Below are 12845 nucleotides of genomic sequence, written 5' to 3' on the forward strand. Positions count from 1 at the left end.
CGTATCCCTCCTCGAATAGGCCATAACATACTATCGACAAATTGAGTCAATGTGGTATTCAATTGTCTTCCTCACCCGAACTGCATCCAAACGTTCCGGATTCAATATCGCATGGATCGCAAGACCATCAATAAGACCATATAACCGCTCGATTTCCAATTCTAGTTCGCAGTCTTGCTTCAATAATTCATTATCTAGTAAAAAGGACAGCAGATTTTCTGTCATTTCGAATATCCGATCCTCTGGTACGTCGATTGTATCGCTACGATGTTTTACATATGCAATAAATGCAAACCAAACTTCCATTTCAATTCTCGTAGTTGTGTTTATAGGGACGATTTCTAAAATCACTGCTACAACTAATTCCCGTGGCGACAACGATTGTTGCATTACCTGTCCAATCCGGTCCGCTGCACGTTCTTGAACTAAATCCATCGCATAGACTAACAAATCATCTTGGGTGTTGAAGTAATATCGAAGCGCTCCAAGTGAGAGGCCTGCTTGTTCCGCAATATTTCGTACTGTCGCTCCTTCCATCCCTTTATCCAAAATGACGTGCCACATTGCTTCTGCGATTGCATTTTTCCGCTCATCATGATCAACTATTTTTGGCATATTCTTAGTTTATCACAGGCTTTTAAAACGGTTGTATTAAAAAGAATTTCTATGTATAATTCTTTTTAATACAGTCGTACTATTAAGGAGGCGTAGTTTTGAATCTAATTGCAGTAATCATCATTGCATGCGAGATTAGCTTTTGGATGGTCATTGGACTTGGTCTGGTCGTGCGTTATATATTCAACCGAAAAAAACTTGGGCTTTTCATACTAGCTACCATTCCTTTAATAGATCTTATTTTGCTCATCGTTACAGCCTTCGACCTGTATCGAGGTTCTACCTCTACCGTTGCTCACTCCATCGCTCCTCTTTACATCGGAATTTCACTCGCATTCGGCAAAAGTATGATTCAATGGGCAGACGAGAGATTCCAATATTACGTCACTAAGTCAGGGCCGAAACCGGTCCGAAGAACGGGTTTCCCACACGCCATCCACTCTATGAAAGGCACGCTTCGTCATGTCCTTGCTTTTGCAATTGGAGCACCGATGATTGTATTTGTGCAATGGTATATCGACGCACCTGAACGCACGATTGAGTTCGATAAAACCTTGAAGTTCTGGGCACTCATTCTACTAATTGATATTCTGATTTCAGCAAGTTATTTCATCTGGCCACGTCCTGAGCAGAAACGAAGGAACTGAGCACCCAAGTAGTGATTCATGCTATGTTCCCGGCGTAATAATCAGAAAATATGATATGCTTGCTATAGGAGGTGTTTCCACTTTGAAAAAGTTAGCGCTTTCGCTAGTAGGCGGTGGAGTCATAGGTCTCATCCTATCATTTCTATTAATGGATTATGAAAACTCAAGCTACGAAATTCTCCATCAAGCGGGCGTTGGCAAAAGAACGATAAGCGAGATGGATTTTGAGTTTGTCTTCAATTCCTTTTTCCTAATCCTTGGCTTCACGATTGTCATCTATGTGATTTGGACGTATATCGAAAAGAAAAGGGACACTAAGTTCTATAACGAGTTTGATAACAAGTAATAGGTATTCTTGGATATGCTCATAAAAAAAAAGAACTTGTTACCCGTTTTCACAGGGCAACAAGTTCTTTTTCGACATTCACTCAACATAGTCTGTATTGCATAATTGGAATACCTTCACTCACCCATCTAGAAAACTTTCGTCCCTTTCATACATACTTTTCAATAGCTTCAAGGACGACCGATTGCTTGATTTGATAACGGGTTGCCTGCCAAATCGCTTTTTTGTTTTTTATAATGAATAGCTGCGGCGTTTCGTGCTTTACCCCTGTATCGGATTCCACTGCATTTGATACTTTCTTATCGAATTGGGAAATCACGACATAGCGTGGTAAATCAGTCACCAATGACTCCATTTCTTTTTTGGCTGTCACACTACTTAAGCTTGTCACACTCAATTTGAACAGCAAAAATGGCTGTTCTTCAGAACGTTCGAGCAGTGTTTGCCATTCTTCTATAGATTTCAATCGATTCAAAATACTTCCCCCTCACTCTTTGTTCAATTCAAACGTCAATTACCGCTTATTCACAATTTCAGTGACCACTCGTTCTGCTGAACGCAATGCACCTTCTAAATGACCTCCTTGGTAAGAAGAAGTTTCTGTACTTGCAAACAAAATCGATTGGGACCAATCATTGGCAGATTCCATTGGTTTGTAGTCCGAAAAATTACCTAGTGGGATGCAATCGGCTGCAACTGCTGTTTCCAGATCACTTGACCAATCTTTATAAAGTAAGGATACAGGCTTCGCCGCTTTTGGACCATACACTGTTACCAGTTGGTCCACAACGAGTTCAAGAATTCGTTTTTCTCCAAGTTCATGGCGCAACTCTGCAGACATTCCAAGGAATCCGAAAAGAGCACCAGCCCCAGACTTCGGAGATGCATCGTGGATTTCTTGTAATGGTCCTACTCGGCTGATTGCTTGACCGGATAACCCTTCGTTGCGCCAAAATGGTTCTTCATAAATCGCGAGAGCTTTCGCGTGTCCCGCCATCCATGTGGACTGACTTTCCAAACTTGCCCGTAGAGTTCCGGAAAGATCGGGAGTAAAAGAAATGTCTTGAGCAATAAGTCGAGGAGGCATTGCTAAAATTACAGTTTCTGTATACAGGCTCTCCAAGCTTCCATCCGCACATTGCACTACGACTATAAGTTTCCCATTTTCTTCTTTAGTAATTTCAGTCACTCTTGTGGATAAACGAATGCTCGTAGCAGGTAGTTTTTTTGCCAAGGCGTTAACAAGTGAACCAATCCCACCTATAATTCGATTAGACTTCTGAAATGCACCTTCAGGTAACTGATGTCGTTCGACCGGTCCGCTTGTGGACTGTTCGAAGAGAACTGCTCCATCTGTATGCTGCTCGAATGTCTCAAGATTAAGCTCGTTAATAAGAGATTTAATAACAGGTTCAGCTTGTGGCCAAAACCAAGTAGGTCCTAAATCAAAATGACCTAATTCAGGTCGATCCACGATACCTTTAGTCAGCACTCTACCACCTATCCGGTTTCTTGCTTCAAGTACAATACATTCAATTCCTTGTTCATGTAGAAGTGAAGCAGCCCGAAGCCCACTTACACCAGCACCTACTATAATAATCGGATCACTCATTTTTTCATTTCCTCAATTCTTTTTCAATTGATATGTATTCACTTTCATCTGTAGATAATCTTGCACCAAACGTTACTTCTTGTCACTCCAAAGCACCTGTTCAAACCAGGTAGCTTAAAGTAAAAAGTGTGCGAACCCATTGTAACTAGGCTCACACACTCTTCGGTATTATTAGGTATAACCATATATACGTGACTGGTATTCTTCATGGATTCCATCTTTCAACTCATGAATACTTTCTTTTCTACGCTCATTTTTTTTGCTAGGGCTGCTTAAATTCCCATCCTTCAACAAATTATATCCCATCTTCTGTCGCAATCTAAGTACTGATTGTTTAGTTAAGCCGTTCCATGTTGTTTGAGTTCCAGGCTACATAAGATATCCATATCCAAATTAAACCGAACTCGTCTCAACCTCTGGACTCTCGGTTGGCTTCTTTTTCAATATAATTACTAGCAGCATGATTGCAACAGAAACCACTAGACTGACTGAAAGTATGCTGTATTGAAAACGAATCGTTTCAAAACCAGCAGCTCTACCAATTGAATCTAAAACAACTGGTGATAGGAATTGACCAATATAAATCATACTCGACACAATGGAAATCACCTTGTCACTAAGTGTTGGGTCGATATTGCCCAACACTTTGACATTAATTAACGGGAAAACGATTCCCTGGCCGAAACCGACAACGCACACACTCATTAAGATCACTGGGATCGAGTGACTAATCGCTAGAACAGCAAAGGCAGAGCCCATTGCCAGTAGGGCAACCACCATCAAATACTTTTTGAAAAACACTTGCAACCGGATAAGTAGTAAACTCGTAATCATTCCACCCACGGTCGTGAATGACATGACAATCCCTGCAGTTTTTGAGCTTCCTAATTGGCTCTGCTCCAAGTAAAGGGCCATATTTGTCGCAATGGCATAATACGCGAGCATAATTCCACCAGCAGCTAGCGCCATTCCATAGACAGACAACGGCATTTTAGCTCTTTCCTCTCCAACTCTCGGTTTCAACGGTTCATTTTTTGGTAGATAGAAGAGAACCAAGATGAAAATCACAAGTCCCAGCCAATACACATTAAAGGGTACTCGCCAGTTAAATGCGGCTAAATAACCCGCAACTAACATCGTTATGATTCCACCCAAATTACTGAACGCTGTATTGTACCCCATCATTTTTGTTCGTTCTTTTCCATGGAAGTGATCACTTATCAATGTAAAGGAAAGTGGCATCACAAGACCAACGCCTGCGCCAAGTACTAACCGGAATGCAAGAAGCACTTCAATCGTGTTCGAAAATTGTGCACCCACACCTCCAGCAACATAAATTGCCAGACCTATTAATACAATCGTACGTTTCGCTAGTTTCTTGGTTAAATAACTAGACAGAAATGAAAAAGGAATAATCATTAATGACGGCACCGTTAAGACTAACTTAATAAGCATCGGATCTGCATCCTTAAAGTGCGCAGAAATCAATCCCAATGCTGGTGAAATTGCTGCTCCAGCCATCACAGTTGCCATCGCAATTGAAATGATAGTCGGTTTTAACATTCGATTCATTCAACAAACCTCCATAGTGTTTAGTTAAGCTACATTAAATTAGTTAGCACACTAAGTAAATATCATTTGTGCTATAAAGTCAAACTAATATTTTAATAGTATCTTTAGCATCTTTCTAATTCATGTTATAATTAGCGCACTAACTATATCTATCTGTGTGGAGGTATCATCATGATTGAACGTGAGATCCGTATTCTATTACAAAACATCGCCATTCAAACTCGGAAAAATTATGCACATGAGCTCCGTGATCTTGGCTTACATATTGGACAAGAGCTAGCGTTATTTCACTTATGGGAGCAAGACGGTATCCCGCAAGCTAAATTGAGAAACAAAATAGGCTCTGAAGCCTCCACAATGAGCAACATGTTAAGAAAACTCGAACAAGATAACATTGTGTTTCGCAAACCTGACGAAGTCGATCATCGGATTTCGAATGTCTATCTCACAGAGAAAGGTAGACAACTTGAAGAGCCGATTACAAAGATTTGGAGCGAACATGAGAAAACGCTATTAGAAGGGATTCTGCCTGAAGAGCTGTTGCTTATGCGAAGAGTTTTGGCTGAAATGGCGGGGAATTTAGCCGGTCATTAAAAAGAAGAAGGTACGAGTCATAAAAAAGGCGTACGCAGGCAACCCTTGCGACAGGTTTCTGCACACGCCTTTTCTGATTTATTAATACCCATTAATTCGTGATTGGTCTTCTTCATGGATTTCATCTTTCAAATCATGAATGCTATCTTTCCTACGCTCGTTTTTTGCTTGAATCTTTTCAAATTCCTTCCCTTCAGCGTACTTTAACGCCTCATCTGCTGCTTCCATATTGCCGATTGCTTTGTTGAGCCGTTTCTTATTGTCAGCGGGATCATTCGGCTTCGGATAGTTTTTAGCCAATGAAGTTCCTCCTATCTTGAGATTTCATCCATTAGCTTTCCCTGATATGCGCTAATTATTTACTGAAAAACCACTAAAAACAGAATTCTTTACAGTTGGCAGTCATTGTCTTAACATTAAAAGAGTAGTTTAAATTCAGTACATAATTTCGAGGAGGAGTAACAATGAGCAGATTACATGGCAAAGTGACAATCGTTACGGGCGGAGCACAAGGTATGGGTGCGTCACACGTTCGTAAACTTGTTGAAGAAGGCGCAAAAGTGGTCATTACCGATATTTTAGTCGATAAAGGCGAAGCACTTGCGAAAGAACTTGGCGAAAATGTGACATTCATTGAACTCGATGTAACAAAAGCAGAAGCTTGGGAACAGGCCATTCAGAAGACAGAAGAAAAGTTTGGTCCAGTTGAAGTTCTTGTGAATAATGCAGGAATTGACTTCATGAAGCCATTCATCGACTTTACTGAAAAAGATTTGCAAAAGATTCTTGAAGTGAACCTATTTAGCCAATTCCACGGCATGCAAAAAGTTCTTCCTTCTATGAAAAAAGCAGGTGGCGGCTCGATCATTAACATCTCTTCACTTGAAGGTCTTCGTGGAACAGCTGGAAACTCCATTTACAATGCATCTAAATTTGCAGTCACTGGTTTAACAAAAGCGGTTGCACAAGAATATGCTGAATACAATGTACGCGTCAATTCACTTCACCCAGGAGCAATCCAAACACCAGGAATTGAAGCGGCTGACATTAAAGAAGTGGTAGCTGCATATGTAGAACGTATTCCAATGAAACGCGTTGGACGTCCTGAAGAAGTATCTCAAATGGTTGTCTTCTTAGCATCTGATGACTCTAGTTACTCTACAGGAGCAGAATTTATCTCAGACGGCGGAATCATGTCCACTTGATGTTTTTTTCCATCTAAATGAGCACAATCAAAAACGATCCACTCGACATCGCGTCGGGTGGATCGTTTTTTTGCCTTTAAAACTCATGAGCATGCGCTTTAAACATTTCCTACTTTTTTAGAATCATGGAGTAATTCACTAAAATTTTTGCAGCTTGACCACGAGTCGTTCCGTGACCTGGCATGAACTTCCCATTCGATCCACTCACAATTCCGAACTCATGCAGGAATGCAATCGAGTTTTGGGCCTCTGTACCGTAACCAGAGATATCTTTGAATGGTGCTGGAGCTTTTGCTACATATGGTTTCCCATTGACTAGCTCATAGGTACGTTTCAGCATCGCAGCTAGTTGTGCTCGCGTCACTGGATCATTCGGTTTGAACTCTCCATTAACACCTTTTATAATTCCAAACTGATACGCTGCTGCTAGTTCTGATTGAATCGGTTTAGAGAAATGACCGATATCTTTAAACGGTGCTGTTTTATCGGATTTCAAACCAAGTGTACGAACGATAATTGAATTCGCTTGAACACGTGTCAATGTCTTATCGGGACGGAAGGTAGCATCTGAGAATCCTGCAACAATCCCCATTCCGACAGCTTGTTGGATATACATTTTAGCCCAATGATTTTCGATATCCTTGAATACAATTGGCTTAGGTAGCTCAGGTGTCGTTGTCTTCAACATCACCGTTGGGTTCATCGAAGACATCTGATTCGCTTCATTTACCGCTTTGACCATGAATTGATAATCCAGATTCGGTTTCAAATTAGTTACGTTAAATGTCCATACATCGCCATCCACTTCACCGATTTTCTCTCCATTCTCATAGATCAGATAGTTGGTGATCTTTTTTGTATCCATAGCAGCCTTCCACGTTAGAGTAGCTGTCGTATCTCCTGTATAGTTCGCAGTCAGGGAATCCTTCGGCATCCATGAATAGGTTGCAGTCAACTTATTCTCGAATTCGCCCGCCACCACTTTGTAGCCTGCTTCACTTAAATGTATATTTTGGGGATTCGGCACGTATGCCGGATAATTCATTGCGATTTTTTCACTTGTAGGAACAAACACAGCAGTAGACCCTTTCATACCTGCCTGAATCGAACCGTTCAAACCAGTAACAAGCTGTGCAATTTGTGGCTGATAATCTGTAGCTAACGCAGGGAATGGATTATAGTAACCCATTACATAAACTTGTGCGTGAGGGTTGAGTTCCATAATCGATTTCAAGATTTGGTTCGTGTTTACCCCAACTTGTTGTATTGCTGCAGTTAACTGAGCCATATCAAATTGTGGTGCGCCAGTCGTTGGATCAATTTTGAAATGCTTCAACATATCATTCGCTCCAACACTTAGTGTAATCAGATCCGCGTCTTGAATGGCTTGATGCAGTGACATCATTTGACCCGTTTGATTGATACCCACACTTGGCTTCGTGGCATTGTCGGTCAAGTCTTTTACTACATCAGGCGTAGAGTACCCAGGATACGCGAATCCTTTGTTAGAAGATACCAACAGGTTCATCTCCTGAAGGGATTGCGCGAGATAATCCGGATAGCCTTTTCCTGGCATACCTTCAGACGTAATACCGAATGCTAGCGAATCCCCCAGCGCTAAATAATTTACCGGTTTCACCCATGTGGGACCTGCAGCATCTGATTCCGCTGCCTTAGACTGCAACGGTGACGCTGCGATTTGGAACAGTAAAGCGAATATAAAAACAAAACCGAACTTCTTCATGAATCGATTCATGGACAACCCTCCTAGTTTTGTATGATTCTTTCGCACTGAACACTTTCACCTATAAGTATATGATAACGGATGAAAATACGCTAGATTACTTATTGACAATTGCGAGTATTATTATATACGAGATAAAATCACTTGATCTTCTACTCATTCATCACCGCAATAAGCGCTTCGTAACATTTCCGCTAGCCACAATAGTTGTAAGACTTCGCTATTATATTCATCAAGTTCTTTCCATATTCCCTTTTCTCGTTGTTCAGAGTTTTTTAGTTTTTCAAAAATACTAGGTTGCTAAATTCTATTCTTGGGTAACCACTACTTCCCAATCCGAAATACTACAATCGTTTAAATTCCAGTTTATTTTAGCGGACTGTCCACTTTTCGACTCCCACCCTCTATATAGAGGGTAAAGGGGGACAATGCTATGACTTACTACTTATCTACCTATGCTTACTTCAAAACTAAAGAACAAATGGATACTGCAGCAAGACACCATGTAGATATCCATTGGAACGCTATGAACAAGACAGATCGTGCGGTACTTGAGATGATCCGTTGCTATTCAGTCAAATATCTGGCGGCACACTTGAAGCACGAAACTATCGAATCGAAATTAGGCATGTCGAATTCAACAGTCCATCGTACACTTCGTAAACTTGAAAAGCTCCAAATCATTGAACGCATCCATTATGTACGTCCTGTAATGAGTGGTCTAGGTGCTAACATTTATGTCATTTTGCCTGTTAGTGACCAGGGGAAATTGAACAGTGGAACAACCAGCGATAATGCCAATGACAGCAAGGTATTACAGCAGGATTTGAAAAACGAACCTTCTTTTTCTAAATCTCAAAAGCGTAAAGTTCTTATAAAAACGTCTCAGCCTACGTCTGAAAAGTTATCCACAACGCTATTCGGAAGAATGAAATCCTTACTCACAATCACTGGTGAACACTTAAAAGCACGTGAGTTTTTCGGCATTCATAAATATCTCTCTGGCAAAATGCTAAAATACCAAATCCACAAAGGAAAAGAAGAATTGTTTGATGCTTTAGCCTATCAAGCAACACATATCACAATAATGGCTACAAAAACCAAAGAAATTCGCAGTTTGCAGGGATACTTCAGCGGTGTTCTGACGGAACTGATTTGTAACGCACTGTTTTCGGATATTTATCAAGAATACACGGTGTCTCCTGATGAATTTTACTATCCTCAAACCTAACATAGAGCTAGCTTATCGTGGCCTCTATACCATAAAAAGTTGGGTTATTCGAGTTCATCAACGAGGCGGAACCCTTTCGTTTTCAAATGGTTCATGTGATGTTCGAATGTTTCAATAGTCTTTGAACAATCGATAATTTCAAATAGGTGATTGGACAACTCATCACGAGTGACGCGCGTTGAAAGAATACACCCTTTAATAGGCGGCTCATCCGCTTGGCTCTTATCGTATACGTGAATCACAACTTGATATGTCGGTGAAATGGCGAGCACACTACGAGCGATTGCAAGTACACAACTGCACACATAATCTTGGTAGAGAGCAAAGTAGTTAGTTTTCACCATGTTTTTCCTCGTTAAATTACCTTTAGCGGTGAGCGACACGACTTCTGTTGGGACTGTTTCTTCGTCTCCAATTTGTAAATAAATCGTTAGCTCTTCATTTTTAACTTGGACATTTACTTTGTTACCGAACTGCTCAATTTGCTCGAATGCATGATAGGTATTTAATGCTTGGAATGTTGCCGCTTCATCCCCTTGGAGTACCCCAGTCGCTAAGGCAAGTAACTCTAGCTTTTCGGTTCGAATCTTTTCATCTAAAAGGATAGCTTGGCTTAGATGTTCTTCAAGTTCTCGTTTTTTTGCATCACTTCGATTCAACATGCGATCCATCCAAGTTGGCTCAAACGCTTCAAGTTCTCGTTGAGCATTCTTTGTATGTAAACTTCGAACTGATAATAGGGAGAGATCTTCGTCTAAGTGTGCATTCCAATTCACGGGTTCTATTGTTTCTTGATGAAGCGAAATTAACATATTGACGTATGCATTGTAAGCGTCCACCTCATTGGCTGCATCAGGATTAGTGGTGGTGGCAGTCGTTCGCCTGACTGGCGTGGTAGCCCGTTTAGTACGCTTACCCGTTAGTTGTTCCGAGTAAGAGATGCCAGTTCCTGGAATCCCGACATTCGCCCGGATTCCCCGTTTGCCTATAGTAACAGAAGCTCCACGCTTACCTACAGATGTACTGATGCCACCTTTACTTATATTAAGATGAACACCTGGTGCGATCTTTATGCGTTTTTGAAATCGAAATCCCATTGGAAAACTCCTTTCTATGAGAAAAATGTTCATTGAAACATTCTGTATTAAATCATAAAATCTATTCAATTATGAAGGATACTGTTTGTAGTCATACTTCTTACTTGTTCAACTAGTACATAATCTCTTCTACGTACTCGAAATAGCAAAGTCCCGTTACTGCCTCGTCTTTACATAAAAGTGTAGCACATTGGAATACGCGCTTATAGAGCAAATAGAAAAGACTGCATACGAAGCAGGAGATCTGTTTGAGCATGCAAGCTTTATTTTCGTTAGAAGTATGAAGTGACCTATTCTATACGAGAGTCTCTAAAAACATTGCGTCTCTCCGTTCTCGATGCTCTTCTGCAATCCAGTCGTTGTATGTTTCATACAACACACGGAGCTCTTCTTTATCGGCTGCGATAATGTCGCATCCACGTTCGCTGTACAAGTGGAAGATGATATTGCGCGTTTGATTGAGAAAATAGATCTCATACTTACTTCTAGGCACTTTTTTCAGCCATGTAATTGGCATTCTACTGTTCTTACAACTACTTTCTTAAACCGCAATTTGTTGGAGATCAGTTGAGCAAGTGATTTCGGCACACGACAAAGTAGTTGGACTAAGTGATAGTGATGTCCCCAAATATTGGTCAGTTGAATACCATGGGGATAGTATAGAAAGGGGATTGCACTTGAATACAACTAACGATTGGCAAATGGATCCATACAGACATCAACACATAAGAGGAACAAAAGTTAAACGTGATGCCTCATCCGATTCAGAAGATTTTACTAATCAATCGTTTAATGCGGTAGGTCCGGACTTTACAATTCCAGGACAAAGTCGTGATGGGCAACATATGGGTAGTTCACAAAACGAGCCTGCCCTATTTCGTCAGAATCAATTTAAAGATGGGTTTGTCCCTTTATACGCTTTACCAACCTCCCCATGGAATCAGAACCAGAATCCGGGTTCCGGAAACAATCCAGAACATCATAAACATTGGCAAGGTACGGGAAATGTTCAACAACAACAACATAAATGTGGGTGCGTACGTCTAGTGCCAGCTTATTATATGTATTATTGTGTTCCTTGCCTGCCTTTTGTGCAGAAGTATAACTAGAAATCTTTTATTACAAAACACCCTACTTGGAGGTATGACTCCAAGTAGGGTGTTTTGTAAGGTTAAAGTTGGCTATCGATTCGAATCGTTTCTTATCGACAGCATGATCATTTAGTTACTTTTTAGCATTCGAACATTGAGTGAACGCTGGACACTGCTTGCAATCTCTTTGTAATTTAGCATTCTTTGAAGTAGTTGTTGCATGTGACATCCATCGGGTAAATTCACACTACCCAATTGATTCTATTCAAATGCCCCGTTAACTTATTACTGATATGGACAGTTAGCTCTTCTTTATCCATCACCAAGAAGCGCATCGTGTACTAAAAAGTAATCTTATAAAAAATCGCCCGCGCACCAACAATTAAAATTGTTTGGCACATGGGTGATATTCATACGATTTTTCTTGTAGAATCTTACGTAAACGCTAGGTTGCCTGGATCTAAAAACATAGCATCCATTCGTTCACGATTTTCTTCTTCAATCCAATCACTATACATCTCATACAAAGTGCGAAGTTCTTCTCTATCGGCTGCGATAATGTCGCATCCCCGTTCGCCATACAAATGATAGATAATGTTGCGTGACTGATTGATTAAGTAGAATTCATACCCACTACGGGGATTATTTTTTAATCCTGTAATAGGTACCCTAACATGTTCGCAACATTTGGTTTCCACTAGAAACTCATAATGGATTTGATTTTTATGTACTTGGTGTAGAAAACGATGAGTCACCATCTCCTCGCCATCTTCAAGAGAAGACTCCGGTATTAGTTCATACCTCAAACTACTTAGCACCTCTTCGTTTTTGACAAACATCTGATACGTACTCACTGGTCTATTTTCAAGAAAATTGTGTTTTTTAGATGTGTAGACATCCCCTACAACAAGCAGCTGATCCTCATCGCTGAGTATCTCATCTATCAAAGCCACTGCTCGATACATAGCTTGCTGCAAGTCTTCCGGTTTCTCCAGGTTAGATCCCGGCTTTGAAATTTCAAACCGCAATGCATGCTCCCATGAAGAAAACAAAGGAGGTTGCAAGATATCCTCTTTGAAATGCTGTTGTAA

General features: G+C 40.7%; 15 protein-coding genes. 6 read left to right on the plus strand and 9 right to left on the minus strand.

Translation table 11 applies throughout. From position 1 onward, the window contains the following. Positions 1 to 30: 30 nt before the first annotated feature. The gene (locus ACRPI0_RS12165) at positions 31 to 615 is read right to left on the minus strand and encodes a TetR/AcrR family transcriptional regulator (RefSeq protein ID WP_432352918.1); all 585 of its coding nucleotides are present in this window, start codon (positions 613 to 615) and stop codon (positions 31 to 33) included. Positions 616 to 713: 98 nt separating this feature from the next. Here ACRPI0_RS12165 and ACRPI0_RS12170 point away from each other — a divergent pair, with 98 nt between their 5' ends. Both ACRPI0_RS12170 and ACRPI0_RS12175 read left to right on the plus strand, forming a co-directional pair. Beyond that, positions 714 to 1262 carry a hypothetical protein gene (locus tag ACRPI0_RS12170; protein WP_432352919.1) on the plus strand — a complete coding sequence of 183 codons (549 nt, stop codon included), beginning with the start codon at positions 714 to 716 and terminating at the stop codon, positions 1260 to 1262. A gap of 82 nt (positions 1263 to 1344) precedes the next feature. Beyond that, on the plus strand, positions 1345 to 1608 hold the full coding sequence (locus ACRPI0_RS12175; protein WP_432352920.1) for a hypothetical protein: 264 nt from the start codon (positions 1345 to 1347) through the stop codon (positions 1606 to 1608). Positions 1609 to 1756: 148 nt separating this feature from the next. On the opposite strand, the gene ACRPI0_RS12180 is transcribed toward ACRPI0_RS12175, so the two are convergent. From ACRPI0_RS12180 to ACRPI0_RS12190, 3 genes are all read right to left on the minus strand, one after another. After that, a complete protein-coding gene (locus ACRPI0_RS12180; protein WP_432352921.1) occupies positions 1757 to 2083 on the minus strand; it encodes a monothiol bacilliredoxin BrxC family protein in 327 nt (108 codons plus the stop codon). 39 nt (positions 2084 to 2122) lie between these two features. After that, positions 2123 to 3220 (minus strand): flavin monoamine oxidase family protein, encoded by a 1098-nt coding sequence (locus ACRPI0_RS12185; RefSeq protein WP_432352922.1) that lies wholly within the window; start codon positions 3218 to 3220, stop codon positions 2123 to 2125. A gap of 393 nt (positions 3221 to 3613) precedes the next feature. Beyond that, a complete protein-coding gene (locus tag ACRPI0_RS12190) occupies positions 3614 to 4792 on the minus strand; it encodes an MFS transporter (protein WP_432352923.1) in 1179 nt (392 codons plus the stop codon). 171 nt (positions 4793 to 4963) lie between these two features. Between ACRPI0_RS12190 and ACRPI0_RS12195 the strand changes: the two genes are divergently transcribed. Then, positions 4964 to 5386: a MarR family winged helix-turn-helix transcriptional regulator gene (locus tag ACRPI0_RS12195; RefSeq protein WP_432352924.1), complete on the plus strand. Its 423-nt coding sequence runs from the start codon at positions 4964 to 4966 to the stop codon at positions 5384 to 5386. 81 nt (positions 5387 to 5467) lie between these two features. On the opposite strand, the gene ACRPI0_RS12200 is transcribed toward ACRPI0_RS12195, so the two are convergent. Next, the gene (locus tag ACRPI0_RS12200) at positions 5468 to 5686 is read right to left on the minus strand and encodes a small, acid-soluble spore protein tlp (RefSeq protein WP_432352925.1); all 219 of its coding nucleotides are present in this window, start codon (positions 5684 to 5686) and stop codon (positions 5468 to 5470) included. A 164-nt stretch (positions 5687 to 5850) separates the two neighbouring features. Between ACRPI0_RS12200 and ACRPI0_RS12205 the strand changes: the two genes are divergently transcribed. Next, the gene (locus ACRPI0_RS12205; RefSeq protein ID WP_432352926.1) at positions 5851 to 6591 is read left to right on the plus strand and encodes an SDR family NAD(P)-dependent oxidoreductase; all 741 of its coding nucleotides are present in this window, start codon (positions 5851 to 5853) and stop codon (positions 6589 to 6591) included. 109 nt (positions 6592 to 6700) lie between these two features. Here the strand turns inward: ACRPI0_RS12205 and ACRPI0_RS12210 are convergent, their stop codons facing one another. Further along, positions 6701 to 8347 (minus strand): S-layer homology domain-containing protein, encoded by a 1647-nt coding sequence (locus ACRPI0_RS12210; protein ID WP_432352927.1) that lies wholly within the window; start codon positions 8345 to 8347, stop codon positions 6701 to 6703. Between the two features lie 421 nt (positions 8348 to 8768). Here ACRPI0_RS12210 and ACRPI0_RS12215 point away from each other — a divergent pair, with 421 nt between their 5' ends. Beyond that, positions 8769 to 9566, plus strand: a complete 798-nt coding sequence (locus ACRPI0_RS12215; protein WP_432352928.1) for a hypothetical protein — start codon at positions 8769 to 8771, stop codon at positions 9564 to 9566. Positions 9567 to 9610: 44 nt separating this feature from the next. On the opposite strand, the gene ACRPI0_RS12220 is transcribed toward ACRPI0_RS12215, so the two are convergent. Together ACRPI0_RS12220 and ACRPI0_RS12225 are read right to left on the minus strand one after the other, a co-directional pair. Further along, entirely contained in the window at positions 9611 to 10663 is a 1053-nt protein-coding gene (locus ACRPI0_RS12220) for a DUF4236 domain-containing protein (protein ID WP_432352929.1), read from the minus strand. A 295-nt stretch (positions 10664 to 10958) separates the two neighbouring features. Next, on the minus strand, positions 10959 to 11180 hold the full coding sequence (locus ACRPI0_RS12225) for a DUF3885 domain-containing protein (protein ID WP_432352930.1): 222 nt from the start codon (positions 11178 to 11180) through the stop codon (positions 10959 to 10961). A 160-nt stretch (positions 11181 to 11340) separates the two neighbouring features. Here ACRPI0_RS12225 and ACRPI0_RS12230 point away from each other — a divergent pair, with 160 nt between their 5' ends. Then, a complete protein-coding gene (locus ACRPI0_RS12230) occupies positions 11341 to 11772 on the plus strand; it encodes a hypothetical protein (protein ID WP_432352931.1) in 432 nt (143 codons plus the stop codon). A 416-nt stretch (positions 11773 to 12188) separates the two neighbouring features. Here the strand turns inward: ACRPI0_RS12230 and ACRPI0_RS12235 are convergent, their stop codons facing one another. Further along, positions 12189 to 12818, minus strand: coding sequence for a DUF3885 domain-containing protein (locus ACRPI0_RS12235; protein WP_432352932.1), 630 nt, complete (start codon positions 12816 to 12818; stop codon positions 12189 to 12191). Between the last annotated feature and the right edge of the window lie 27 nt (positions 12819 to 12845).

This window comes from Sporosarcina sp. A2 (assembly GCF_050858885.1).
Lineage (GTDB): Bacteria > Bacillota > Bacilli > Bacillales_A > Planococcaceae > Sporosarcina.

Bases quoted from the DNA above. Each gene is read 5' to 3' on its own strand.
- ACRPI0_RS12165 (WP_432352918.1), bottom strand. From the start codon at position 615: ATGCCAAAAATAGTTGATCATGATGAGCGGAAAAATGCAATCGCAGAA.
- ACRPI0_RS12185 (WP_432352922.1), bottom strand. From the start codon at position 3,220: ATGAGTGATCCGATTATTATAGTAGGTGCTGGTGTAAGTGGGCTTCGG.
- ACRPI0_RS12190 (WP_432352923.1), bottom strand. From the start codon at position 4,792: ATGAATCGAATGTTAAAACCGACTATCATTTCAATTGCGATGGCAACT.
- ACRPI0_RS12195 (WP_432352924.1), top strand. From the start codon at position 4,964: ATGATTGAACGTGAGATCCGTATTCTATTACAAAACATCGCCATTCAA.
- ACRPI0_RS12205 (WP_432352926.1), top strand. From the start codon at position 5,851: ATGAGCAGATTACATGGCAAAGTGACAATCGTTACGGGCGGAGCACAA.
- ACRPI0_RS12210 (WP_432352927.1), bottom strand. From the start codon at position 8,347: ATGAATCGATTCATGAAGAAGTTCGGTTTTGTTTTTATATTCGCTTTA.
- ACRPI0_RS12215 (WP_432352928.1), top strand. From the start codon at position 8,769: ATGACTTACTACTTATCTACCTATGCTTACTTCAAAACTAAAGAACAA.
- ACRPI0_RS12220 (WP_432352929.1), bottom strand. From the start codon at position 10,663: ATGGGATTTCGATTTCAAAAACGCATAAAGATCGCACCAGGTGTTCAT.
- ACRPI0_RS12225 (WP_432352930.1), bottom strand. From the start codon at position 11,180: ATGCCAATTACATGGCTGAAAAAAGTGCCTAGAAGTAAGTATGAGATC.